Here is a 23,161-nt window from a genome sequence, read left to right as displayed (position 1 = left end):
GGCAGCAGAGCGATGAAAGCCATGTCCGACGTCCCTGGGTGGTTCGAAGCCTACGGCCGTCGCCCAGTTCGAACCCCCTGAAAGAAAGGTAAGGATCGATGACATTCCCAGCGAGCCAGACCCCGGATCGGAGTGGTGGTGGGCCGTCGGCCAAGCTCGTGCCGGTGCTGTTGCCGGTGGCGGTCGCGGTACTCGGTGTGGTGAATTTCCTGTTGGGTCTCGCGCCCTACATGCGGATCGAATTCGGTGGGCACGTCGCACTGTCCGCGTTCGAATTCGGATTCGCGGTGGTGCCGTTGGCGCTGTTGCTGCTCGGTGGGGTGTGCGCGGCGCTGTCGTTGCTGCCCGGCCAGGATCTGCGGGGCGTCGCGCTGGCCGCATCGGCGGTCGGATTCGTGACGTCGGTCTTCCAGTGGTTCCAGCTGCCCGACGATTCCGGTATCGCGTGGGGCGGCGTCGCCATCTTCGTGTTCGGGTTCCTGCAGACCGCGGTGGCCGTGGTCGCGTTGCTGTTCGGGATCGGTGTGCTCGTCCCCGCGGCGCGATCGGGACGGTCCGCGGCGTACCCGGCGCAGTCCCAGTTCCCGCAGCCCGGTGGGTACGGGCAGCAGGGGAGTCCTCAGCCGGGGAGTCCCCAGCCGGCCGGGCAGTTCCCGCAGCAGTACGGCGGGCAGCCCCAGAGCCAGCAGTACACCGGCCAGCAGTACGGCGCGCAGTCTCCGCAGCACTACAGTGGCCAGTACCCGAGCCAGCAGTACACCACCGGTCAGCAGTACACGGGCCAGTACCCGAGCCAGCAGTACCCGAGCCAGCAGTACACGGGTCAGCAGTATTCGAGTCAGCCGTACGGGACGCAGCAGTTCCCGTCCCAGCCGACCCCGTCCCAGCAATTTCCGACCGGATCGCAGCAGTATCCGACCGGGCCGCAGCACCCGACCGGGGGTGCGCCGGAGCCGAGCCACGACGACGACACCGAACTGGCCCGCCCGACCGACAACGACGCCACTGTCCTGTCGCCGGCACCGGACGACCAGGACGCCACCGTGGTCTCGCCGCCGCCGGACGACGCCACCCAGGTGCTGAAGCCGAACGACGAGCAACGGTGACATGTTCGACGACTCGGCGGGGTGCGCCTGATCGCAACCGTTGCGGCGCGCCTGATCGCAACCGCTCGCGGTCGGTGACACCCTCGTCTCGATGACATCGACGCTAGGCCGGAACTCCCGCCTCCCCACGAATCAGGATTCGCCGGATCCGGAGCAATTCCGCATTCTGCTCGGCACGGCGGCACGCGTACCCGCCGTGACGATGGCGCTGCTCGTGACGGTCGTCGTGACGACGCTCGTCGCCGCGAGCAGCGACCTCACCGGCGTGTACGCGGCGACCGCAGGTGCCTGGCTCGGCCTGCACCAGGTCACCCTCACCATCGACGGCACCGCGCTCGGCGTGCTGCCGCTGCTGCCCACCGCGGTGCTGGTGTGGCTGTCCGCCCGCTCGTGCGCGTCGGCCGCGGACGCGATGGTCCTGCACAGCGGGTATGCCCTCGACGGCCGCGACGCCGCGCGGATCACCGCCGCGACACTGGCCGGACCGCTCGCCGTGACGGTCACCGCGCTCGTCGTCATCCAGGACGCCTCGAGCGTGCTGCCCGTCTCGATGCCGGACCCGGCGCAATCCCTGGCGTGGGTGACCGGGCTGTATCTGCTGTCGTCGCTGCTCGGCGTCGGGTCGAGGATGTGGCGTCCGCTCTGCGACCGGTACGCAGTCCCCGAATGGCTGGTCGACTCGGTCCGGCCCGCAACCCGGGCGGTGCTCGGCATGTTCGCGATGGGCGGGCTGCTCACCGTCGTCGGGATGCTCTGGTCGTGGCAGAGCGTCGGGGAGCTCCTCGCCCGCGGCGAGAACTGGATGGGCGTCCTCGGCCTGCTGGTCATCTCGATCCTGTATCTGCCCAACGTGATGATCGGTGCGGCCGCGGTCCTGGCCGGCAGCACCGTCGAGTTCGGCGAGGTCCGGCTGAGCCTGTTCGAGGCGTCCGGCGGTGACCTGCCGGCGCTGCCGGTGCTGGCCGCGATCCCGCCGGGCCCGGCACCGTCCTTCTGGCCGGTCGCGCTCGCGGTGCCCGCCACGATCGGCGCACTGCTCGGCCGGTACGTCGCCAAACGCAACCTCGAGGCGCAGGCGCGCGGCGAGTACGTCTCCAGCAGCGACGGGGCCCTGACCGTGCTGGCGGCCTCCGCCGAAGCCGGTGTCGTCACCGCGCTCGCGACCTGGGCGGCCGGTGGGCGGCTCGGGTTCTTCGGGGTGGTCGGCGGCAACTGGTGGCTCGCCGGGGTCCTGATGTTCGCGTGGTCGGGTCTGCTGGGGATCATCACCGCGCAGCTGTTGCTGTGGCGGGAAGGCAAGCTGGCCGCCGCCGAAGCCGAGGCTGCGCGCGCGGCCGAGGCGGAGGAGTCCGCCGAGCCGGACGACACGGAGGACGACTCCGACGAGGACGGCGAGTCCGGGGAGGACGCCGCTGCCGGTGAGCTCGAGGAACCGAAGGCACTCGAAGCCGCGCCCGCCGGAGACGCCGAATCCGCAGATGCCGAGGACGAAGACGGAGACGAGGACACCGACATCGAGGACGTCGAGGACGACACCGAGGTGGTCGATGCGGAGGTGGTCGACGACGATGAGGAGCCCGAGTCGAAACCCGACGCGAAGGACATCGAGGAACCCGACGTCGTCGACGCCGAGATCGACGACGAAGCCGACGACGGGGACCTCGCGAAAGGTACCCGGAACACCAGCGACTAGGCTCTAGACGGCCGATGGTCCGGCCGACCCCTCTTCGAGTCCAGGAGTAGAGCGCTGACTGCCTCGCGTGACCAGTTGCCGCCGACCGCGCCGGCGCGGGTCGTCGTACTCGCCTCAGGTACCGGCAGCCTGCTGCGGTCGTTGATCGACGCCACCCGCACCGACGGCTACCCGGCCCGGATCGTCGCAGTCGGCGTCGACCGCGACTGCAAAGCCCTCGACCATGCCCGCGAGGCGGACATCCCCGGTTTCCGGGTCGCGTTGCGCGACCACGCCGACCGTGCCGCCTGGGACGTCGCGCTCACCGACGCCGTCGCGGCGCACGAGCCGGACCTGGTGGTGTCGGCGGGCTTCATGAAGATCCTCGGCCCCGCGTTCCTCGAACGCTTCGGCGGCCGCATCATCAACACGCACCCGGCTCTGCTGCCCGCATTCCCCGGCGCGCACGCCGTCCCCGACGCCCTCGCCTACGGCGTGAAGGTCACCGGGTCGACCGTGCACCTGGTCGACGGCGGCGTGGACACCGGGCCGATCCTGGCGCAGGAACCCGTGCCGGTCCTCGAGGACGACGACGAGGACACCCTGCACGAGCGCATCAAAGTTGTGGAACGACGGTTGCTGGCCGAGGTGGTCGCCGCTGTCGCAACCCGTGGAGTTGTATCCGATGGACGAAAGGCCGTGATCCCCAGTGACCGAACGTAAGACTGTGCGCCGCGCACTGGTCAGCGTGTACGACAAGACCGGACTGGTCGAACTCGCGACCGGGCTGCACCAGGCCGGGGTCGAACTGGTCTCCACCGGCTCCACGGCCGCGACCATCGCCGGCGCCGGAATCCCCGTTACCAAGGTCGAGGAGCTCACCGGCTTCCCCGAGTGCCTCGAGGGCCGCGTCAAGACGCTGCACCCGCGCGTGCACGCCGGCATCCTCGCCGACACCCGCAAGCAGGACCACCTCGACCAGATCAAGGACCTCGGCATCGAGGCGTTCGAGCTGGTGATCGTCAACCTGTACCCGTTCACGCAGACCGTCGCCTCGGGCGCGACCCCCGACGAGTGCGTCGAGCAGATCGACATCGGCGGCCCGTCGATGGTGCGTGCCGCCGCGAAGAACCACCCGTCCGTCGCCGTGGTCGTCGATCCGGCCCGCTACGACGCGGTCATCGACGCGGTGAAGGCCGGCGGGTTCACCCTGCCCGAGCGCAAGGCCCTCGCGGCGCAGGCGTTCCAGCACACCGCCGCCTACGACGTCGCGGTCGCGAGCTGGATGAACAGCGGCTACGCCACCGGGGCGAGCGAAGCGACGGGGGATGTCACAGCGGACGGCGACGACAGCAAGTTCCCGGCGTGGGCGGGCGCGACCTGGACGCGCGCGAACGTGCTGCGGTACGGCGAGAACCCGCATCAGGCGGCCGCGCTGTACGTGAACGAGGGCGGCGAGCCGGGTCTGGCGCAGGCCGAGCAGTTCCACGGCAAGGAAATGTCGTACAACAACTACCAGGACGCCGACGCCGCGTGGCGCGCCGCGCACGACCACGACCGGCCGTGCGTCGCGATCATCAAGCACGCCAACCCGTGCGGTATCGCCGTCGCCGACACGGTCGCCGAGGCGCACCGCAAGGCGCACGAGTGTGACCCGGTGTCCGCGTTCGGTGGGGTCATCGCCGTCAACCGCGAGGTCAGCGTCGAGATGGCCGAGCAGGTCGCCGAGATCTTCACCGAGGTGATCATCGCCCCGTCGTACGCCGCCGGTGCCGTCGAGGTGCTCGCCCGCAAGAAGAACATCCGCATCCTGCGGGCCGACTCCCCGAAGTCCGCGCAGATCGAGCTGCGTCAGATCTCCGGTGGCCTGCTGCTGCAGGAGCGTGACCTGCTCACCGCGGACGGCGACAACGCCGCGAACTGGGAGCTCGCGTGCGGCGACGCCGCCGACGAGCAGACCCTCGCCGACCTGGAGTTCGCGTGGCGCGCCTGCCGTGCCGTGAAGTCCAACGCGATCCTGCTGGCTTCCGGCGGCGCGACCGTCGGTGTCGGGATGGGCCAGGTCAACCGGGTCGACTCGGCGCGTCTCGCGGTCACCCGCGCGGGCGATCGTGTCGTCGGATCCGTCGCCGCGTCGGACGCGTTCTTCCCGTTCGCGGACGGCCTGCAGGTCCTCACGGAGGCCGGCGTCAAGGCCGTCGTGCAGCCGGGTGGATCGGTCCGTGACAACGAGGTGATCGAGGCCGCCCGCGAGGCCGGCATCACCCTCTACCTGACGGGCGCACGCCACTTCGCGCACTGAGCGCACCCCGACCCGGGGCAGCCGCCCACCCGACGACGACCTGACGTCAGGCCGCGTACGGGTGGGCGGTTTCCGGTCGGTGGGGCGCCTCGATGTCGGTGGTGCCGCGGCCGTCGGAGATGACGAGCCGGGCGGCACCGCGGTCGAGCAGTTCGCGGATGAGATCGGCGGCCAGTGCGCCCTTCTCGGCGTCGACGTGGCGCAGGTCGATCGTGATGGCGTGCCCGGTCAGATCGGTGGGCAGGTCCTTCGGGACGGAGCCGGTGGCTCCCAGTCGCAACTTCATGTGGTTCTCCTTGCTTCGAAAAGAATGGGGATAAGAAAGGGCACCCGAGGCGATGTGCCTGGGGTGCCCGAGAAGCGAGTCGGATGTGACTCTATTCCCGGGATCGCCTTGCGGCGCAGTGGAAGTGGAACTCGGGTACGAATCGATATGTGCGCTTGCGATGCTGCATCGGACCGTACCTTTCTCGAGTATCCAGCGGGTTAACGGGGAACCATACCCCAATGACGAGAGTTTTACATCCCCAATTTTCGTGCGGTGAGGTCACAGACCCCGCAGCCAGGCCACGAATCCGTCGGTGAACTCCGTCGAATACGGCAGGTCGGCGATGTAATCGGCGCCGGTGGACTGCTGGTCTCCGATGTCCTTGAGCACGTGGTTGGCGTTGCGCAGCCGCAGCGACGTCAGCTTGGTGTGCACGAGCGCTTCGTCGAGGGCGTCGACGTCCTCGACGCGCAGCTGGATGTCCTTGTCGGAGACGCTGGTGAGCACCGGTAGTGCGCTGTCGATCTGCGCGGCGAGCATGCGCGGATCCAGCGAGTCCTCCTCGGCGAGCGCCTTCGCGTTCGTCGGGACCAGGCCCGCGTTGCGCAGCGGCTCGGGCAGGCGGTCGCTGAGGGTGCCGTCGGCGCGCAGCGACTCCACCGCCCCGGTGAGCGCGACACGCAGTTCGTCGGCGACCTGGACGGCCAGCTGACCGGCCGCGACGACCGCGTCGAGCTGCGCGTCGATCTGGGCGGTCAGCAGGTCCAGCAGACGGACCGCCAGCGGTTCGAGCAGGGCCAGACCCGCGACCCGCTCACCGGCGTGCGCGAGCGACAGGGCGATGAGCGCGCCCTCGCTGTGCCCGACGACGTACACGCGCTCGGGGTCGACGCCGGGCTGGTCCGCGAGGAACTGCAGGCCGTCGCGGGCGGCGTCGATGAACGTGGAGAAGCCGAGGTCGGCGACGTCCTCGACCGCGTACGGGCCGAGCCCGGTCAGGCCGCTGCCGAGCTTGTCGTAGCGCAGGCTCGCGAATCCGTTGATCTCGAGGATGTCCGCGAGGTGGCGGAGGGTGCCGATCGGGCCGGGCAGCAGCGCGCTGTCGCCGTTGCGGTCGGTCGGGCCGCTGCCGGCCAGCAGCAGCACGGCCGGAACCGGGGTGTCACCGAGAGCGGGTACTCGCAGGCTGCCGTACAGCGTCACGTCGCCGCTGGTGAAGGTGATCTCGGTTTCCGACATGACATGTGTCTATCAGAAGTTCCGGACGTCGCGGCCACCGGAGGGCTGTGTCGCCGGCGTGTTCGATGTGCATGCGGTGTTCGACGTGCATGCGGTGTTCGATGTGCATGCGGTGTTCGATGTGCATGCGATGGGCGCGGATCTACGCGGCCGGCCTCGTGAACGCTCCGCGGACGCGGCGGAAGCGGCGGTAGCCGCGGTATCCGAACCACGTGAGCAGCGCGAGCAACGGGATGACCAGCAGCGGCAGCACCATCGAGATCAGCGACGTCACGAACGAGGTGACGCTGTCGATCACCGACATCACCGGGTTCCCGAGACCCGCCGTCGTCGCCGTACTCACCGCGCGGGTGCCCGTCTGCGCGGTGCTCACCGCCAGCGCGGTCGGGGCCCCGATGACGATGCCCGCGATCGCCGCCATCGCCGGATCGAGGTTGGCGAACGCGGCCCACGCCGCGACCGCACCCGCGACCGGCCGGGTGACGGTGCCGATCGCCGACATCGCGTTGTCGACCAGCGGGACGAGATCCGCGACGACCTCCACGACGGTCGCGATCGCCAGCGCGATCAGAGCGGCGGACGAGCCGATCCACTGCATCGACTCGTTCAGGACGATCCCGAACCATCCGAAGTGGACGGCGGCGCTGAGCATCAGCAGCGGCAGGAAGGTGCGCAGGCCGGTGGCGGCCGCCAGGCCGAGGCCGAGCAACGCCGCGAGGATCCAGATCTCCACGGCCCGAGTGTAGGGCGGTGCGGACGGGAAACGGTTGCGCACGCGAGAGGCTCGCCGCGAGCAGATGCCGAATCCGGCGGATCCTCGTACCTTGGGTGAGGTGACGTCAACCACAACCAGGCCGTCCACCCTCGGTGAGCTGCGCGCGTCCGGGCACGTGCAGCGATCGGTCAAGGACGAGATCCGGCAGAACCTCCTCGCCGCCCTGCGCGACGGCATCGACCCGTGGCCCGGCATCGTCGGATTCGACGACACCGTCGTCCCGCAACTCGAACGGGCCCTGCTCGCCGGCCACGACGTGGTTCTGCTCGGCGAGCGCGGACAGGGCAAGACCCGGCTGCTGCGGACGCTGCCGTTGCTGCTCGACGAATGGACCCCCGTGATCGCCGGGTCCGAACTGGGTGAACATCCCTACGAACCCATCACCCCGGCGTCGATCCGTCGAGCCGCCGAACTGGGCGACGACCTGCCCGTCGACTGGCGGCACCGGTCGCTGCGGTACGCCGAGAAGCTCGCGACCCCGGACACGTCCGTCGCCGACCTCGTCGGCGACGTGGACCCGGTGAAGGTCGCGGAAGGCCGCAGTCTCGGCGACCCCGAAACGATCCACTTCGGGCTGGTGCCGCGCGCGCACCGCGGCATCGTCGCGATCAACGAACTGCCCGACCTGGCCGAACGCATCCAGGTGTCGTTGCTGAACGTCATGGAGGAGCGCGACATCCAGGTTCGCGGCTACACGCTGCGGCTGCCGCTGGACGTGCTGCTCGTCGCCAGCGCCAACCCGGAGGACTACACCAACCGCGGTCGCATCATCACCCCGCTCAAGGACCGGTTCGGCGCGGAGATCCGCACCCACTACCCGGTCGAACTCGACGACGAGATCGCGGTGATCGAGCAGGAAGCCGTACTGCAGGCGCGGGTTCCGGATTTCCTGCTCGAGGTGCTGGCCCGCTTCACCCGGCTGCTGCGCGAGTCGACGTCGATCGACCAGCGGTCCGGGGTGTCCGCGCGCTTCGCGGTCGCGGGGGCGGAGACGGTCGCGGCCGCGGCCATGCACCGCGGCGCCGTTCTCGGGGAGGACGACCCGGTCGCCCGGCCCGTGGACCTCGGCACGGTGGTGGAGGTGCTGCGCGGCAAGGTCGAATTCGAATCCGGTGAGGAGGGACGCGAATTCGAGGTGCTCGAACACCTGCTTCGCCGCGCGACCGCGGACACCGCGCGGGAGCGGCTCGCCGGTGTCGACCTGGCGACCCTCGTCGAGGCGATCGAGCACGGGCGCCCGGTCACGACCGGGGACCGGATCACGGCGAAGGTGCTGCTCGACGAACTGCCGGAGCTTCCGGTGCTCGACGTCGTCGCCGACCGGCTCGGCGCCGACGATATCGGAACCCGCGCTGCCGCAGTCGAGTTCGCTCTGGAAGGTCTCTATCTGGCCCGGCGCATCGCCAAGCACGACGCCGACGACGGAACCGCGGTGTACTCGCGATGAGCAGAGGCGCGCAGTACGGGCCGTACGACGGCGGTGATCCGCTGGCGGCGCCGGTGGATCTGCGCGACGCGCTCGCCGCGATCGGTGACGACGTGCTCGCGGGCAGTTCACCGCGGCGGGCGCTCCGGGAGTTGCTGCGCCGCGGGCGTGGCAACATCCGAGGTCTGGATCAGCTTGCGGCGCAGGCGAACCGGCGCAAGCGGGAGTTGTTGAACCGCACCAATCTCGACGGCACCCTGAGGGAGGTGCGCGAGTTGCTCGATCGCGCGGTGCTCGCCGAACGCAAGGAACTCGCGCGTGCCCTCGACGACGATGCGCGGTTCGCGGAGATGCGGATCGAGGAACTCCCGTCGTCGACCGCGCAGGCCGTGCAGGAACTCGCCGACTACGACTGGCGCAGTTCCGAGGCGCGGGAGGACTACGAGAAGATCCGCGACCTGCTCGGGCGGGAGGTCCTCGATCAGCGCTTCGCCGGGATGAAACAGGCGCTCGAGGGTGCCACCGACGAGGACCGGCGCCGCGTCAACGAGATGCTGGAGGACCTGAACGACCTGCTGGACAAGCACTCTCGCGGCGAGGACACGCCCGAGGACTTCGAGCAGTTCATGGCCGAGCACGGCGACTTCTTCCCGGAGAACCCGCGCAACGTCGAGGAACTGCTCGATTCGCTGGCGCAGCGTGCGGCGGCGGCGCAGCGGCTGCGCAACTCGATGACGCAGGAGCAGCGCGACGAACTGGATGCGCTCGCGCAGCAGGCGTTCGGGACGCCGTCGCTGATGCAGCAGCTGAACCGGCTCGACGCGCACCTGCAGGCCGCGCGGCCCGGCGAGGACTGGTCCGGGTCCGAACGGTTCCGCGGCGACCAGGGGATGGGTCTGGGCGAAGCCACCGGGGCGTTGCAGGACATCGCCGAACTCGACGCGCTCGCCGAACAACTGTCGCAGCAGTATGCGGGTGCCGCCCTCGACGACATCGATCTGGACATGCTCGCACGGCAGCTCGGCGACGAGGCCGCCGCCGACGCGCGCACCCTCGCCGATCTGGAGAAGGAACTGCAACGGCAGGGTTTCTTCGACCGCGGCGCGGACGGGCAGTGGCGGCTGTCGCCGAAGGCGATGCGTCAGCTCGGGCAGACCGCGCTGCGGGACGTGATGAACCGGTTGTCGTCGCGGGGCGGGCAGCGCGAGACGCGTCGCGCCGGTGCGATGGGTGAACCGACCGGGGCGTCGCGGCCGTGGGAATTCGGGGACACCGAATCCTGGGACGTGGTACGCACACTCACCAACGCGACGTTGCGCGATCCCGGCCGGGTACCGGTGCGGATGGCGGTCACGGATGTGGAGGTCGTCGAAACCGAGCAGCGGGCGCAGGCGGCGGTCGCTTTGCTGGTGGACACGTCGTTCTCGATGGTGATGGACGGTCGCTGGGTGCCGATGAAACGCACCGCGCTGGCCCTGAACCACCTGGTGTCGACGCGGTTCCGCGGAGATGCGCTGCAGCTGATCGCGTTCGGGCGGCACGCGCGTGTGGTCACCCCGACGGAGCTGGCGGGCCTGGACGGTGTGTACGAGCAGGGCACCAATCTGCATCATGCGCTGATGCTCGCCGGCCGGCACCTGCGTCGGCATTCGAACGCGCAACCGGTGGTGCTCGTGGTCACCGACGGGGAACCGACCGCGCACATCGAACCCGAGGGATACGCGATGTTCGACTACCCGCCGAGCCCCCGCACCCTGGGGCTGACCGTCCGGGAACTGGACCATCTGGCGCGGCTGGGTGCGCAGATCACGATCTTCCGGCTCGGCGACGATCCCGGCCTGGCCCGGATCGTGGACCGGATGGCGCGCCGCGTCGGCGGTCGCGTCGTCGCCCCCGATCTCGACGGGCTGGGCGCGGCGGTCGTCGGCGACTACGTGCGGTCGCGGAGGCGCTGACGCGCCGGTGTGCCTTTGTGGCGGTCAGGGCCGCCGGAAAGGCACACGGGCGCGGGTCGCGCGCCACGTGCTGGTGGCGGCGGCGGACAGCAGGGCGGCGGTCACCAGGAACACCGACGCCGTGCCCGCCACCCCCGCGACCGCGCCGGCCGCGAGCGGGACCGCGACCTGACCGAGGCGGTTGCCGGTCAGGCGGACCGCGAGGGCGGAGGCGCGGTCCTGCTCCGAGACCAACTGGACCACCCACGTCATCGTCAGGGGCTGGCCGACACCCCAGAACATGCCGCAGATCGCGAGGAGCGCACCGATCACCCACGGGTTCGGAACGAGTGGGATCAGCGCGACGGGGACGATCGTCGCGGCGGTCGCGGAGATCAGCAGCGCCCGACGCGATACCCGGCGCAACGCCCACGGCAAGAACGCGCGCGACGCGATGGACGCGACCGTGCGGGCGGTGAGCAGAGCTGACACGAGCAGCACCCCGAACCCGAATTCGGCGCCGAGCAGCGGCAGGTATGCGACCACCAGATCCACGGCCGCGAGCACCACGAGACTCGACAGCATCGCCGGTTTCATGCCGGGGGTGCGCAGCATCGACAGCACCGACTGCGGTGCGTCGTCGCCGCTGCGGCGTCCGGACTCGGGGGGTTCGCGCAGTCCGACGACGAACGGCAGCGCCACCGCGGAGATCGCGGTCATCACCAGCAGCGCCGGGGTGGTGTTCACGGCCGTCGGATCGTCCCCGCCCGCCGCGGCGATCGCCCCGGCGAGGGGCACGCCCGCGGCCTGCCCGACCGACACCCCGAGGGTGAGCCAGGCGAAGCCGCGGTCGAGGCGGTCCGGTGGCGACAGGATCGACACGAAAGCTTGTCCCGACACGGTGACCAGCAGCTGGCCCAGCCCGAGTACGACGTTGCCGACGCCGAGCACCGGCAGGTTCGGGCTCAGGGCGATCACCGCGACACCGGCCGTCGTCAGGACGACACCCGAACGCAGGATGCCCGCGGCGTGATGTCGATCCACCGCCCGTCCGAACTGGACGGCCGCGACGAGCGGCACGATCGCGTACAGCGCGGTGATCGCGCCGATGGTGGTGGCGTCCCCGCCGAGCGCGAGCACCCGATAGGACACCAGCACGCGGACGGACTGGAACGCGGCGTGCAGCAGCGCGGTCGCGGTGCACAGGTGGATCAGCCAGTGGCGGGATACGGAAGGCACGGCTCAACCGGCCGTCACGGTGCGGCCGGCGAGCGGTGCCCGCAGCGGCAGTTCGAGGACGCCGGTCACGGCGATCTGGATGCACATGCGGTCCGCGGCCTCCGGGAGCGTTCCGCCTTCCAGCGTGACCGCGACCGCGCTGTCGGTTTCGGTCAGGGTCGCGTCGACGCCGTAGCACTCGGGCGTTCCGGTTTCGAAGTGCACGGCGATGCCGTCGCCCGCCGGAGACCACGACGTGATCGCCAGGGGATGCGGGTCGAGCAGGTCGGGGCGTGCGGTGAACACGGTCGCCCCGGCGGGTGTCGGCGCCTGCGGCAGCGGCGGCGCGTCGGCGTCGCCGGCAGCGCACGCGGCAATCGTCAGGGCGCAGGCGAGGATCGACGGCAGACGCACGGACCCCACGTTATTCGCCCTCATGCGAGCAGGAGGGCGACGAGGCCGATGGCGGGGATCGATGCGAGGGTGGTCACGAGTGCTGCGTCGCGGGCCAGCACCATCCCGCGGCCGTAGCGGCTCGCGTAGACGAACACGTTCTGCGCGGTCGGCAGGGTCGCGACCACGACGATCGCGAACAACTCGTGACCGTCGAGCCCGAGCAGGCAGCGCGCCATGAGATACGCGAGCACCGGCTGCACACCGATCTTGAGGACCGAGGCGAGCGCGACGTCGCGGCGAGGGCTCTGGCCCTTCTCGAGGACCTTCACTCCCTGCAGGGACAACCCGAACGCGAGCAGCGCCCCCGGGACGGACGCGCCGCCGAGCAGGTGGAACGGTTGCTGCACAGCGGCGGGCAGCGTCACCCCGGTGACCGCGACGATCAGGCCCGCTGCGCCGGCCAGCACGATCGGGTTCTTGAACGGCGCGGTCACGGTCTCCATGCGGGACGCACCGGCCCGCATCGTCGACAGGTCCAGGATCGTGAGCGCGATCGGGGAGAACAGCACGATCTGGAACAGCAGCAGCGGCGCGACGAACGACGCGTCGCCGAGGACGAACACCGCGATCGGAATGCCCAGATTCGCGGAGTTCACGTACGACGCGGCGAGCGCCCCGATGGTGAGTTCCGGCAGCGGTCGCCGCAGCCACAGTTTCGCGATCACCAGGTACAACGCGGCGATCGCGAACGCGGTAGCTGCGGCGACGTACAGCGTGGGGGAAAAGATGACCGAAAGATCGGAGGTGGCGAGTGCGTCGAACAGCAGCGCCGGGGTCGCGACGAAGAACACCAGGCGGCTGAGCACCACCTGACCCTCGGGACCGAGCGTTCCGGTGCGGCCGAGGACGAATCCGATCGCGATGATCACGAAGATGACACTGAACCCCGCAACCACGCCAGACACGACGGCCGAGTCTAGAGATCACACCCCGATGACCCAGGTCACACCCGGTGTCCGCCCGGATTTCAGCCCTTCACACACAGAACCGTACGCAGGTGGGTCACCACCTCGACGAGGTTGTCCTGCGCCGCGATCACCTCGTTCAGGTCCTTGTAGGCACCCGGGATCTCGTCGACCACACCGGAATCCTTACGGCATTCGACTCCGGCGGTCTGGGCACGCAGATCGTCGACGGTGAAGGCGCGCTTCGCGGCGCCCCGGCTCATCCGGCGGCCTGCCCCGTGCGACGCCGAGTACAGCGACCGCGGGTTGCCGAGGCCGCGCACCACGTACGAGCCGGTCCCCATCGATCCGGGAATCAGCGCCAGGTCGCCGGAGCCGGCCCGGATCGCGCCCTTGCGGGTGACGACGTACTCGACTCCGTCGACGGTCTCGGTCCCGACATAGTTGTGGTGGACGTTGATCTCGTCGGTGAACCGCACCTGCGGAAACGCCTCGGTCACCACGTCGCGGAACAGCGCGACCATCACCGCGCGGGACAGGGCCGCGTAGTCCTGGGCCCAGCGCAGATCGAACAGGTACGCGTCCATCTCGGGGGACCCGGCGAGAAAGTAGGCCAGGTCGCGGTCGGGAAGGTCACGGTTGTGCGGCAGGTGCTTGGCGACGCTGATGTGGCGTTCGGCCAGTTCCTTGCCGATGTTGCGCGACCCGGAGTGCAGCGTCAGCCACACCGCGTCGTCGGCGTCGAGGCACAACTCGATGAAGTGGTTGCCGCCGCCGAGGGTGCCGACCGCGCACGGTGCCTTGGCCAGTGCACGCGCAACCGGGGCGCGCAGTTCCTTCGAGCGCTCCCACAGCCGGGCGGACCGGCTCTCGATCGTCCCGCCGAGCCGTCGGGTCTCGACCGGGCTCTTGTGGACGGAGAAGCCGACGGGGATGGCCTTCTCGATCGCCGCGCGCAGGGGACCGAGATCGCCGGGCAGGTCGGCCGCGGTCAGCGATGTCTTCACCGCGGCGACCCCGCAGCCGATGTCCACGCCGACCGCCGACGGCGCCACCGCGTCGTGCATGGCGATGACCGAGCCGACGGTGGCGCCCTTGCCGAGGTGCACGTCGGGCATGACCGCGACAATGCGCACCGGGTCGAGCCGCGCGATGTTGCGCAGCTGGGCCAGGGCCTGCGGTTCGATCTCGTGCTCGTGCGCCCACAGCCGGACGATGGGCTGACCGCTCAGTGAGAGCGGGAACTCGGACATGACTGCTGCTTCCTCCTCGGTCGTCGGTGTACCGCGACGGACCGTAGACGGCGCCCACCCCTATTGTCGTCCGATTTTTCGTGCCCGAATTCGGTGTGAGTGTGCACAAATGGTGGTCGGTTGCCAGGCGGATTCAGGAGGTCGACGACAACTGCACACTCGTGCCCGGGAACGACGACGCCGCCCCGTCCGAATGTGGACGGGGCGGCGTCGGAATGCTGTCCTACTTGCTGCTGACGTAGGGGAGCAGTGCCATCTCGCGGGCGTTCTTCACCGCGACGGCAACCTGACGCTGCTGCTGCGGGGTCAGGCCGGTGACGCGACGGCTGCGGATCTTGCCGCGGTCGGAGATGAACGTGCGGAGCAGGTTCACATCCTTGTAGTCGACGTACTCGATCTTCGCCGCGAAGAGCGGGTTCTTCTTGGGGCGGCGGCTTTCCTGCGCGCGTGCCTTCTTGGACGGTCCTCGCCTGACTGCCATTCGGTGCTCCTCACCAGCTCGACTTGTGGACGCCGGGTAATTCCCCGCGGTGGGCGAGCTCGCGCACACGCACGCGTGAGAGCCCGAACTTTCGCAGGTGGCCGCGCGGGCGGCCGTCCGCAGCGTCTCGATTGCGCAATCTTACCGGACTCGCGTCCCGGGGCAGTCTCTGCAGTGCGGCCTGCGCGGCGCGGCGTTCGTCGTCGGTGCTCGACGGCCGCCTGACGACGTCCTTCAGTTCGGCGCGGCGCTGCGCGTAGCGGGCGACGACGAGCTTGCGCTGCTCGTTGCGAGCGATCTTCGATTTCTTGGCCACGCGCTATTTCTCCTCGCGGAAGTCGACGTGCCGGCGCAGCACCGGGTCGTATTTGCGCAGGACGAGACGGTCGGGGTCGTTACGGCGGTTCTTGCGGGTGACGTAGGTGTATCCGGTGCCGCCGGTGGAGCGGAGTTTGACGATGGGGCGGATCTCGTTGCGGGCCATCAGAGCCGCACTCCCCGTGCTCGCAGCCGGGCGACGACTGCGTCGATGCCGTCGCGGTCGATGGTCTTGATGCCCTTCGCGGAGACGGTGAGGGTGACGCGCCGGCCTTCCGAGGGCACGAAGTACGTCTTGCGCTGGATGTTCGGGTTCCAGCGGCGGTTCGTTCGGACGTGGGAGTGGGAGACGGTCTTCCCGAAGCCGGGAGCGCGTCCGGTGACCTGGCAGTGCGCCGACACGATATGTCCTTCCTCGCCGACACGCTGAGCGTAACGACAATCATTTTCGACAAATGGCCTATCCGACTGTACGCTGCCGTCCAGCTAATGACAATCGTTATCGAAAGGTGGATTCGGTGGACACCAGGACACCGCTGATCGTCGTGTCCGGCCTGCGCGGTCCGACCCACCGCGCCGCACGAGCACTGCTGCGGCCCGGCACCGTCGTCGTGCACCACGACCTCGATCACCTCGGCGAAGGCGTCCTGCGGCGCACCCTCACGACCGTCGACAGCGAACAACTCGACGTTCTCGAACTCGCCCACGGATGCGTCTCCTGCACCCTGCGCGAAGATCTCCTGCCGTTGCTACGCCGCCTCCACACCCGCAGCACCGTCGACAGGATCGTCCTGCACCTCGATCCGCAGCTCGAACCCGAGGCGCTGTGCTGGGCCGTCGAACACGTCGTGGTCGCCGGGGTGGTCGGGCAGATCGACGGGCCGGCCGCCCGCGACGTGCGCGTCGAGGCCGTCGTGACCTGCATCGACGGGCGGACCTGGCTCGACGACGCCACCGGCGACGTCGACCTGCGGCCCGGCACCGACGACGACCGCACGGTCGCGCAGGTCGTCGTGGGTCAGGTCGAGTTCGCCGACGCACTCGTAGTGGCACCCGGCGCAGACGACCGGCAGCAGGCCCGGCTGAAGGCCGTGCTCGCCCGCCTCGCACCCGGTGCGCCCATCGCTTGGACGGACCGGCCCGACGTCGAAGCCCTGCTTGCGCAGGTCCCGGCGACCGCGCGTCGCGGGCGCGTGGACGACGCACACGCCCCACTGCTGCGCGGGCAACCGCCGCTCGGGGAGGAGTGGGGAGTGCGACTCCTCGAATTCACCGCGGCCCGGCCGTTCCATCCGCAGCGGCTGCACGAGGCGATCGACGTGCTCCTCGACGGGGTCGTACGGGCGCGAGGTCGCGCATGGGTTGCCACCCAACCGGGCAACGCGCTGTTGCTCGAGTCCGCCGGTGGCGGCCTGCGGGTCGCGCATGCCGGGCCGTGGCTCGTGTCGATGACCCCGGACCAGCAGGAACGCGTGCCCGCGACGCGACGGGCCATGGCCGCGCTGCGCTGGGACGACAACTACGGCGACCGCGACAGCTCACTCGTCGTCCTCGTTCACGACGCCGACCCCGACGAGATTCTGGGTGCGCTGCATGCGGCACTGCTCACGGATGCCGAGTTCGCCGACCCCGCGAGCTGGGCCACCTGGGAAGACCCGTTCGGCGACTACCACCGCGAGCCCTGCGAGGACTTCGCGATCGAACCGTCAGCACCGAGGAAAGAAGGACAGGCATGAAAACCGGCCTCCACCCCGACTACCACCCGGTCGTGTTCCAGGACGCGAATACCGGATCGATGTTCCTGACGCGCTCGACTCTCACCTCGGACCGGACCGTCGAATGGTCCGACGGCAACACCTACCCGCTGGTGGTCGTCGACGTCACGAGCGAGTCGCACCCGTTCTGGACGGGAACCGCGCGGGTGCTCGACGCCGCGGGAAGGGTCGAGAAGTTCGAACGCAAGTACGGCAAGCGGCAGCGCCGCGCCTGAGACGGAGGAAGACATGGCAGTTCCGAAGCGCCGGATGTCCCGGTCGAATACCCGCGCCCGGCGGTCCCGGTGGAACGCGCAGGCACCCGAGCTGGTCCCGGTCAGCGTCGGCGGGGTGACCCACCGCGTGCCCCGACGGCTGGTGCGCGCGGTGGCCCGCGGCCTCCTCGATCCGCGCGACCTCTGATCGACCCCGCGCCCCCGGGTGACGGCACCCGCGTCGACCTGATCCCGGAGGTGCGGGGGGATGGGATGGTTACCGGGTGCTTCTGAAAATCCTCGAGCTCGTGGGCATCGTGGCGTTCGCGATGTCGGGTGCGCTCGTCGGCGTCGTCAAGCGGCTCGATCTGTTCGGGGTGTGCCTGGTCGGGGTGTTCACGGCGGTCGGCGGCGGTATCGTCCGCGACCTGCTGCTCGACATCCACCCGCCGTCGTCGCTGAGCAACTGGCGGTACCTGGGGTCGGCACTCGCCGCGTCGGTCCTCGTGTTCTACCTGCACACGGTGGTGTCGAAGCTGAACCGGGAGATCCTCGTGCTCGACGCGCTGGGCATGGGCCTGTTCGCGACGACCGGCGCGACCATCGCCATCGAGGCCGGAGCGCAACCCCTCGCGGCTGCGCTGATCGGCGCGACCTCCGCGATCGGCGGTGGCATCCTGCGCGACGTCCTCGTCAACGAGGTGCCGCTGCTGCTGCATCGCGACCTCTACGCGATCCCGGCGCTGCTCGGCTCCGCGGCTCTCGTCGCTGCCCGCGAGCTGGGCTTCGGACAGAACATCGCGCTGGTGCTCGGTACCGTCCTCGCGACCGGTCTGCGACTGCTCGCCCTGTGGCGCGGCTGGAGCCTGCCGCAGGCGCGGGTGCCACGCGAGGACTGACACCTCTCAGCGAGTTCTCAGCCGGTTCGGGCCACACTGGTGGGCATGCGGATTCTGGTGGTCGACGACGATCGAGCAGTGCGGGAGTCGCTGCGTCGATCCCTCAGTTTCAACGGCTACACCGTCGACCTGGCCACCGACGGGCAGGACGCCCTCGATCAGGTCATGGTGAGCCGGCCCGACGCGATGGTGCTGGACGTGATGATGCCGCGCGTCGACGGGCTCGAGGTGTGCCGTCGACTGCGCAGCACCGGCGACGACCTGCCGATCCTCGTGCTCACCGCCCGGGACTCGGTGTCCGAGCGGGTCGCCGGGCTCGACGCGGGCGCCGACGACTACCTGCCGAAACCGTTCGCGCTCGAGGAACTGCTCGCGCGACTGCGCGCGCTGCTGCGGCGTGCGGGGCCCGACCCGAGCCGCACCACCGAGGAGACGCTGAGCTTCGAGGACCTGACGCTGAACCCGGAGACCCGCGAGGTCACCCGCGGCAACCGATCGATCAGCCTGACCCGTACCGAGTTCGCCCTGATGGAGATGCTCATGGCGAACCCGCGCCGGGTCCTCACCCGCAGCCGCATCCTCGAGGAGGTGTGGGGCTACGACTTCCCGACCTCCGGCAACGCCCTCGAGGTGTACGTCGGGTATCTGCGTCGCAAGACGGAGGCCGAGGGTGAGCCGCGTCTGATCCACACGGTTCGCGGGGTCGGCTACGTCCTGCGCGAGACGCCGCCGTGATCGGGCGCGACGCCACCGTGATCTGCGACGGACGGTCGCGGTGAAGCGACCCATGCGCCCTCCGATGCTGCTGACCAGCTCGGTGCCCCTGCGCGTCCGGGTGACGCTGCTGGCAGCGGGCGCGGTCGCGCTCGCGGTGGCCGTGACGTCCATCGCCGCGTACGCGGTCGTCGCGCGGGCGTTGTATTCGGACGTGGACCAGCAGTTGCGGGCGCGTGCGTCCGCCCTCGTCGAGTCCAGCACCCTCATCACCTACGACCCCCGCTACATCGGCGGCGCCAAGCTCTACAGCTCCGTCATCAGCGTCGCGCTCATCTATCCGGATCTCGGCCGGTACGTGCCGCCGGGTTCGACGGTGCCGATCGGCGAACCCGAACTCGCGGTCGCGGAAGGCAAGGCCGAATCGTCGCTGCGGACGGTGTCGCAGCAGCGGGTGCTCGCGCAGCGCATCCCCGACGGCAGCACCGTCGTCATCGCCCAACGCCTCGAACCGACCGCGCAGATCCTCAATCGCCTGGCCAGCGTGCTGTTCGTCGTCGGCGGCTGCGGGGTCGTGCTGGCCGCCGCGGGTGGCGCGACCGTGGGCCGCACCGGCCTGAGACCGGTCGCGCGGCTCACGGCCGCCGCCGAACGCGTCGCCCGCACCGACGACCTGCGACCCATCCGGGTGACCGGTCACGACGAACTCGCCCGCCTGACGGAGAGCTTCAACACGATGTTGCGGGCGCTGGCCGAGTCCCGGGAACGGCAGAGCCGCCTCGTCGCCGACGCCGGGCACGAACTGAAGACCCCGTTGACGTCGCTGCGCACCAACATGGAACTGCTCATCGCGGCGAGCCGGCCCGGGGCGCCGCAGCTGCCGGACGAGGACATGGCCGAACTGCGTGAAGACGTGATCGCGCAGATCGAGGAACTGTCGACACTGGTCGGCGACCTGGTGGACCTGGCCCGCGAGGACGCCCCGGAGACGGTGTTCGAGCCCGTCGACATCGCCGACGTCGTCGAACGCAGCCTGGAACGGGCCCGGCGTCGCCGCACCGAGATCGACTTCACCGCGACCACCGAACCGTGGTTCGTGTACGGCGATCATGCGACGTTGTCGCGCGCCGTCCTCAACGTCCTCGACAATGCCGCGAAGTGGAGCCCGTCGGGCGCCGAGGTGCTCGTGGGGATGCGTCAGATCGGCACGGGCCTGATGGAACTGACCGTCGACGACGCCGGCCCGGGCATCCCCGAGGAGGAACGCGAGCTCGTGTTCGAACGGTTCTACCGGGCGACCACCGCGCGTTCGATGCCCGGCTCCGGGCTGGGCCTGGCGATCGTGCGACAGGTGGTGATGAAACACGGGGGCACGATCGCGGTCGACCGGTCCTCGCGCGGCGGTGCGCTGATCCGCATCGTGCTGCCGGGAACCCCCGAACTGTCGGACGAGGTTCCTGACAGCTATTCCGCAGGGGACTGACAGCAAATTCCTTTGCGTCTTCTAAGTGACTTCTCAGCGATCGGGTCCAATCTGGAATATGTAGGAATCCGGAAGTTGGACGAACGGGGACGAGATGAGCGACGACCAGAACCCTGGACAGCCGTACCAGCCGCCGACCACCCCATACCAGGGATACGGTCGGACCGAACCCTTCGGCGCGACCCCGCAGCAGGGACCGCACCAGCCGGGCACGCCACACCCCGGTATTCCGCAGTCCGGGTTCACAGCCCAGCCTCCCCATCAGACGGGGCACCAGCAGCCCGCTCGACCCGGCCGGGGTGTACTGGCCGCGGGCGCGATTGCGTTGGCCCTGCTCAGCGGCGGTGTCGGCGGGGTCGTCGGTGCGCTGGCGGTGGGCAACAACGACGCACCGGCGGTCGTCAACTCGCTCGACGCATCGAAACCGGAAACCACGACGATCGCGAACGCGCCGGCCGGATCGGTGCAGGCGGTCGCGCAGAAGGTCGTGCCCAGCGTCGTTCGGATCGGAATCGTCGGACGCACCACGCAGGGGGAGGGCTCGGGCGTGATCCTCTCGTCCGACGGGCTCATCCTCACCAACAACCACGTCGCCGCCGGGGGCGGCCCGGGCGCGCAACTGACCGTGTATTTCGCGGACGGCAGTTCCGCGCCGGCCACGGTCGTCGGTGCCGATCCCATCTCGGACCTCGCGGTCGTACGCGCCGAGGGTCGCACGGACCTGACCCCGATCGAGCTCGGCTCGTCCGACGGGCTGCAGGTCGGACAGGCCGTCGTCGCGGTGGGTTCGCCGCTCGGCCTCGAGAGCACTGTGACCTCCGGCATTGTGTCCGCCCTGGACCGGCCGGTGTCCACCAGCGGGGAGACGGGTAACCAGAACACCGTGATCGACGCCATCCAGACCGACGCCGCCATCAACCCCGGTAACTCCGGCGGTGCCCTCGTGAACATGGACGGTCAGCTGGTCGGTATCAACACGGCCATCGCCACATCCGGAGGGCAGTCCGGATCCATCGGTCTGGGCTTTGCCATCCCCATCGATCAGGCTCGCCGGATCGCGCAGGAACTCATCGACAACGGTTCGGCGACCCACGCCATCATCGGTGTGCAGGTGCCGTCGCAGGACAACGCGCGCGGCGCGACCGTCATGGAGGTCACCGCGGGTGGCCCGGCGGAGAAGGCCGGCATCCCGCGGGGCTCGATCATCACGAAGGTCGACGACCGGCTCGTCACCGACGGGGATTCACTCATCGCGGCGATCCGGTCCCATGCGCCCGGCGACACCGTCCGCATCACCTACACCGATGCCCAGGGCAAGAACGAGAAGAGCGTCGACGTGCAGCTCGTCGCCGCCGAGGAGCGCTGACGGTGTACGACAGGCCGCCGGTGACCGATACCGCTCTTCTCCTCGACTTGGGAACTACCGTGGGATCCATGGAACTCGAAGCGCCCAGGACCGGCCGTGCACTCGTCGTGATCGTCGACGATCGTGTTGCGCACGGAGACAATCCCGATTCCGCAGGCCCGCTGGTGACGGAGCTGCTGCAGGAAGGGGGCTTCGTCGTCGACGGCGTCGTGACGGTCGCGGCCGACGAGGTCGAGATCCGCAACGCGCTCAACACCGCGGTGATCGGTGGCGTCGACCTGGTGGTGTCGGTCGGCGGTACCGGGGTGTCGCCGCGCGACGTGACGCCCGACGCGACGGAGGAAGTCCTCGATCACGAACTGAAGGGCATCAGCGAGGCGCTGCGGTCGTCGGGACTGTCGGCCGGCGCCCTCGATGCCGGACTGTCGCGGGGGTTGGTCGGTGTGTCCGGCTCGACGCTCGTCGCGAACCTCGCGTCGTCGCGTGCCGCGATCCGCGACGGCATGGCGACCCTGACGCCGCTGGCCGCGCACGTCATCCAGGAACTGTCCCGGCTGGAGGAGTGACCGCTGTGGCCGACGAAGTCGAGGGTGCCGACACCGGTAAGGACACCGCCCGGGGTGAAACGAAGGGTGAAACCCCAGGTAGGAAGGGTCGGATCGACCGGGCCCGGCTCGCGCGCATCTTCGGCGAGGTGCTCCCGGAGACGACGCGAGACGAGCGGGAGCCGGGTGAAGAGCGGTCGGAATCCGACGAATGGCTCCGCAGACAGGTCCCTCCACACCACGGCAGAGTGTGATCTCGGACACTCGTCCACATCGGGTCCGCTTCGGACTTCAGCTCGGATTCGCCTTTGCGAAACCTTTCCGAAACATTCGCAAATGCCACATGGTGGGAATCGTGCGCGCGTACGCAAGGAATGCGATCCTGCCCGGCTGTCACGCCCGGGCCCTCCGGCCTCCCGCCGATAGGGCCCGACCAGCGCCTATGTCTGAATTGCCCCGACTGTGAAGGACCTGCGACCCGATCCCCTGTCGTGACGGATGTCATACCATGACCTGATCGTTATCGTTCACGTCCACGAAACGTTGCCCGAATGGCCCCGCACCGCCTCCTGCCAGGGCATGTGAGGGTAGCCATTGCCCGCGTTTAGGTCACCGTCTAATCTCTGCACAGGTTCGAAAGAGTAAAGACCCGGGCATCAATTCCGGGTCTTTTATCACGAATCGGTAACACAGCTACCGTGCGGATGATGTGCGCATCGGCATCGACGGGGGATCTGCCTCGGCGGCGCTCGGTGTGACACGCCTCGCGGGCGACACGACAACTTGTCGGACGCGGGTGCTGAACCCGGCACGCAGAGAATGGATGAGGCAT

26 protein-coding genes are annotated in these 23,161 nt (G+C 69.5%); 15 read left to right on the top strand and 11 right to left on the bottom strand.

Annotated elements, in window-relative coordinates:
• Positions 1 to 98 precede the first annotated feature (98 nt).
• From ACWDUD_RS21560 to purH, 4 genes are all read left to right on the top strand, one after another.
• Complete coding sequence (locus ACWDUD_RS21560; RefSeq protein WP_450110600.1) at positions 99 to 1,106, top strand: DUF5336 domain-containing protein; 1,008 nt, start codon at positions 99 to 101, stop codon at positions 1,104 to 1,106.
• A 91-nt stretch (positions 1,107 to 1,197) separates the two neighbouring features.
• A complete protein-coding gene (locus ACWDUD_RS21555; RefSeq protein ID WP_450110599.1) occupies positions 1,198 to 2,799 on the top strand; it encodes a cell division protein PerM in 1,602 nt (533 codons plus the stop codon).
• 75 nt (positions 2,800 to 2,874) lie between these two features.
• The gene (gene purN / locus ACWDUD_RS21550) at positions 2,875 to 3,501 is read left to right on the top strand and encodes a phosphoribosylglycinamide formyltransferase (RefSeq protein ID WP_450110598.1); all 627 of its coding nucleotides are present in this window, start codon (positions 2,875 to 2,877) and stop codon (positions 3,499 to 3,501) included.
• Positions 3,488 to 5,080, top strand: coding sequence for a bifunctional phosphoribosylaminoimidazolecarboxamide formyltransferase/IMP cyclohydrolase (purH, locus tag ACWDUD_RS21545; protein ID WP_197252472.1), 1,593 nt, complete (start codon positions 3,488 to 3,490; stop codon positions 5,078 to 5,080). Before purN ends, purH begins: the two co-directional genes overlap by 14 nt.
• Positions 5,081 to 5,126: 46 nt before the next feature.
• On the opposite strand, the gene ACWDUD_RS21540 is transcribed toward purH, so the two are convergent.
• From ACWDUD_RS21540 to ACWDUD_RS21530, 3 genes are all read right to left on the bottom strand, one after another.
• A complete protein-coding gene (locus tag ACWDUD_RS21540; RefSeq protein ID WP_248675956.1) occupies positions 5,127 to 5,366 on the bottom strand; it encodes a hypothetical protein in 240 nt (79 codons plus the stop codon).
• A 261-nt stretch (positions 5,367 to 5,627) separates the two neighbouring features.
• Positions 5,628 to 6,587 carry an alpha/beta hydrolase gene (locus ACWDUD_RS21535; protein ID WP_197252470.1) on the bottom strand — a complete coding sequence of 320 codons (960 nt, stop codon included), beginning with the start codon at positions 6,585 to 6,587 and terminating at the stop codon, positions 5,628 to 5,630.
• A gap of 142 nt (positions 6,588 to 6,729) precedes the next feature.
• Positions 6,730 to 7,320, bottom strand: a complete 591-nt coding sequence (locus tag ACWDUD_RS21530; protein ID WP_197252469.1) for a DUF4126 domain-containing protein — start codon at positions 7,318 to 7,320, stop codon at positions 6,730 to 6,732.
• 100 nt (positions 7,321 to 7,420) lie between these two features.
• Here ACWDUD_RS21530 and ACWDUD_RS21525 point away from each other — a divergent pair, with 100 nt between their 5' ends.
• Both ACWDUD_RS21525 and ACWDUD_RS21520 read left to right on the top strand, forming a co-directional pair.
• The gene (locus ACWDUD_RS21525; RefSeq protein ID WP_248675957.1) at positions 7,421 to 8,809 is read left to right on the top strand and encodes an ATP-binding protein; all 1,389 of its coding nucleotides are present in this window, start codon (positions 7,421 to 7,423) and stop codon (positions 8,807 to 8,809) included.
• Complete coding sequence (locus ACWDUD_RS21520) at positions 8,806 to 10,743, top strand: vWA domain-containing protein (RefSeq protein WP_248675958.1); 1,938 nt, start codon at positions 8,806 to 8,808, stop codon at positions 10,741 to 10,743. The genes ACWDUD_RS21525 and ACWDUD_RS21520 overlap by 4 nt, the downstream gene beginning before the upstream one ends.
• A gap of 24 nt (positions 10,744 to 10,767) precedes the next feature.
• On the opposite strand, the gene ACWDUD_RS21515 is transcribed toward ACWDUD_RS21520, so the two are convergent.
• The 8 genes from ACWDUD_RS21515 to rpmB form a co-directional block, all read right to left on the bottom strand.
• The gene (locus ACWDUD_RS21515; protein WP_197252466.1) at positions 10,768 to 11,961 is read right to left on the bottom strand and encodes an MFS transporter; all 1,194 of its coding nucleotides are present in this window, start codon (positions 11,959 to 11,961) and stop codon (positions 10,768 to 10,770) included.
• Between the two features lie 3 nt (positions 11,962 to 11,964).
• Positions 11,965 to 12,354, bottom strand: coding sequence for a hypothetical protein (locus ACWDUD_RS21510; protein ID WP_197252465.1), 390 nt, complete (start codon positions 12,352 to 12,354; stop codon positions 11,965 to 11,967).
• A gap of 20 nt (positions 12,355 to 12,374) precedes the next feature.
• Entirely contained in the window at positions 12,375 to 13,301 is a 927-nt protein-coding gene (locus ACWDUD_RS21505; RefSeq protein WP_450110597.1) for an AEC family transporter, read from the bottom strand.
• A gap of 62 nt (positions 13,302 to 13,363) precedes the next feature.
• The gene (locus ACWDUD_RS21500; protein ID WP_197252463.1) at positions 13,364 to 14,554 is read right to left on the bottom strand and encodes an RtcB family protein; all 1,191 of its coding nucleotides are present in this window, start codon (positions 14,552 to 14,554) and stop codon (positions 13,364 to 13,366) included.
• A 223-nt stretch (positions 14,555 to 14,777) separates the two neighbouring features.
• Positions 14,778 to 15,035 (bottom strand): 30S ribosomal protein S18, encoded by a 258-nt coding sequence (rpsR, locus tag ACWDUD_RS21495; RefSeq protein WP_068161411.1) that lies wholly within the window; start codon positions 15,033 to 15,035, stop codon positions 14,778 to 14,780.
• Positions 15,036 to 15,045: 10 nt separating this feature from the next.
• On the bottom strand, positions 15,046 to 15,351 hold the full coding sequence (gene rpsN, locus ACWDUD_RS21490; protein ID WP_450110596.1) for a 30S ribosomal protein S14: 306 nt from the start codon (positions 15,349 to 15,351) through the stop codon (positions 15,046 to 15,048).
• A 3-nt stretch (positions 15,352 to 15,354) separates the two neighbouring features.
• Positions 15,355 to 15,519, bottom strand: a complete 165-nt coding sequence (rpmG, locus tag ACWDUD_RS21485; protein WP_197252461.1) for a 50S ribosomal protein L33 — start codon at positions 15,517 to 15,519, stop codon at positions 15,355 to 15,357.
• Complete coding sequence (gene rpmB / locus ACWDUD_RS21480) at positions 15,519 to 15,755, bottom strand: 50S ribosomal protein L28 (RefSeq protein WP_197252460.1); 237 nt, start codon at positions 15,753 to 15,755, stop codon at positions 15,519 to 15,521. The genes rpmG and rpmB overlap by 1 nt, the downstream gene beginning before the upstream one ends.
• A 116-nt stretch (positions 15,756 to 15,871) precedes the next feature.
• Between rpmB and mrf the strand changes: the two genes are divergently transcribed.
• The 9 genes from mrf to ACWDUD_RS21435 all read left to right on the top strand — a co-directional run bounded on the left by mrf (position 15,872) and on the right by ACWDUD_RS21435 (position 22,583).
• Positions 15,872 to 17,089, top strand: a complete 1,218-nt coding sequence (mrf, locus tag ACWDUD_RS21475) for a ribosome hibernation factor-recruiting GTPase MRF (RefSeq protein WP_450110595.1) — start codon at positions 15,872 to 15,874, stop codon at positions 17,087 to 17,089.
• Positions 17,086 to 17,343 (top strand): type B 50S ribosomal protein L31, encoded by a 258-nt coding sequence (locus ACWDUD_RS21470; protein WP_450110594.1) that lies wholly within the window; start codon positions 17,086 to 17,088, stop codon positions 17,341 to 17,343. Before mrf ends, ACWDUD_RS21470 begins: the two co-directional genes overlap by 4 nt.
• Positions 17,344 to 17,356: 13 nt before the next feature.
• Positions 17,357 to 17,530 carry a 50S ribosomal protein L32 gene (gene rpmF, locus ACWDUD_RS21465; RefSeq protein WP_450110593.1) on the top strand — a complete coding sequence of 58 codons (174 nt, stop codon included), beginning with the start codon at positions 17,357 to 17,359 and terminating at the stop codon, positions 17,528 to 17,530.
• Positions 17,531 to 17,606: 76 nt separating this feature from the next.
• A complete protein-coding gene (locus tag ACWDUD_RS21460; protein WP_450110592.1) occupies positions 17,607 to 18,221 on the top strand; it encodes a trimeric intracellular cation channel family protein in 615 nt (204 codons plus the stop codon).
• Between the two features lie 45 nt (positions 18,222 to 18,266).
• Positions 18,267 to 18,956, top strand: a complete 690-nt coding sequence (locus tag ACWDUD_RS21455) for a response regulator transcription factor (protein WP_231610610.1) — start codon at positions 18,267 to 18,269, stop codon at positions 18,954 to 18,956.
• A 52-nt stretch (positions 18,957 to 19,008) separates the two neighbouring features.
• The gene (locus tag ACWDUD_RS21450; RefSeq protein WP_197252454.1) at positions 19,009 to 20,418 is read left to right on the top strand and encodes a HAMP domain-containing sensor histidine kinase; all 1,410 of its coding nucleotides are present in this window, start codon (positions 19,009 to 19,011) and stop codon (positions 20,416 to 20,418) included.
• Positions 20,419 to 20,512: 94 nt separating this feature from the next.
• Positions 20,513 to 21,784, top strand: coding sequence for a trypsin-like peptidase domain-containing protein (locus tag ACWDUD_RS21445; RefSeq protein WP_450110591.1), 1,272 nt, complete (start codon positions 20,513 to 20,515; stop codon positions 21,782 to 21,784).
• A gap of 68 nt (positions 21,785 to 21,852) precedes the next feature.
• A complete protein-coding gene (locus ACWDUD_RS21440; RefSeq protein ID WP_197252453.1) occupies positions 21,853 to 22,350 on the top strand; it encodes a MogA/MoaB family molybdenum cofactor biosynthesis protein in 498 nt (165 codons plus the stop codon).
• 5 nt (positions 22,351 to 22,355) lie between these two features.
• Entirely contained in the window at positions 22,356 to 22,583 is a 228-nt protein-coding gene (locus ACWDUD_RS21435; protein WP_450110590.1) for a hypothetical protein, read from the top strand.
• The last annotated feature ends 578 nt before the right edge of the window (positions 22,584 to 23,161 follow it).

The organism is Rhodococcus sp. NPDC003382 (assembly GCF_053589135.1).
The sequence above is the reverse complement of the archived record's forward strand: the minus strand, read 5'-3'. Positions and strand labels throughout refer to the sequence as shown.

Excerpts from the sequence above, each read along its gene's own strand:
- ACWDUD_RS21560 (WP_450110600.1), top strand. The coding sequence starts at position 99 with ATGACATTCCCAGCGAGCCAGACCCCGGATCGGAGTGGTGGTGGGCCG.
- ACWDUD_RS21555 (WP_450110599.1), top strand. The coding sequence starts at position 1,198 with ATGACATCGACGCTAGGCCGGAACTCCCGCCTCCCCACGAATCAGGAT.
- ACWDUD_RS21540 (WP_248675956.1), bottom strand. The coding sequence starts at position 5,366 with ATGAAGTTGCGACTGGGAGCCACCGGCTCCGTCCCGAAGGACCTGCCC.
- ACWDUD_RS21535 (WP_197252470.1), bottom strand. The coding sequence starts at position 6,587 with ATGTCGGAAACCGAGATCACCTTCACCAGCGGCGACGTGACGCTGTAC.
- ACWDUD_RS21520 (WP_248675958.1), top strand. The coding sequence starts at position 8,806 with ATGAGCAGAGGCGCGCAGTACGGGCCGTACGACGGCGGTGATCCGCTG.
- ACWDUD_RS21500 (WP_197252463.1), bottom strand. The coding sequence starts at position 14,554 with ATGTCCGAGTTCCCGCTCTCACTGAGCGGTCAGCCCATCGTCCGGCTG.
- rpsR (WP_068161411.1), bottom strand. The coding sequence starts at position 15,035 with ATGGCAGTCAGGCGAGGACCGTCCAAGAAGGCACGCGCGCAGGAAAGC.
- rpmG (WP_197252461.1), bottom strand. The coding sequence starts at position 15,519 with ATGGCCCGCAACGAGATCCGCCCCATCGTCAAACTCCGCTCCACCGGC.
- ACWDUD_RS21470 (WP_450110594.1), top strand. The coding sequence starts at position 17,086 with ATGAAAACCGGCCTCCACCCCGACTACCACCCGGTCGTGTTCCAGGAC.
- rpmF (WP_450110593.1), top strand. The coding sequence starts at position 17,357 with ATGGCAGTTCCGAAGCGCCGGATGTCCCGGTCGAATACCCGCGCCCGG.
- ACWDUD_RS21455 (WP_231610610.1), top strand. The coding sequence starts at position 18,267 with ATGCGGATTCTGGTGGTCGACGACGATCGAGCAGTGCGGGAGTCGCTG.
- ACWDUD_RS21450 (WP_197252454.1), top strand. The coding sequence starts at position 19,009 with ATGCGCCCTCCGATGCTGCTGACCAGCTCGGTGCCCCTGCGCGTCCGG.
- ACWDUD_RS21445 (WP_450110591.1), top strand. The coding sequence starts at position 20,513 with ATGAGCGACGACCAGAACCCTGGACAGCCGTACCAGCCGCCGACCACC.
- ACWDUD_RS21440 (WP_197252453.1), top strand. The coding sequence starts at position 21,853 with ATGGAACTCGAAGCGCCCAGGACCGGCCGTGCACTCGTCGTGATCGTC.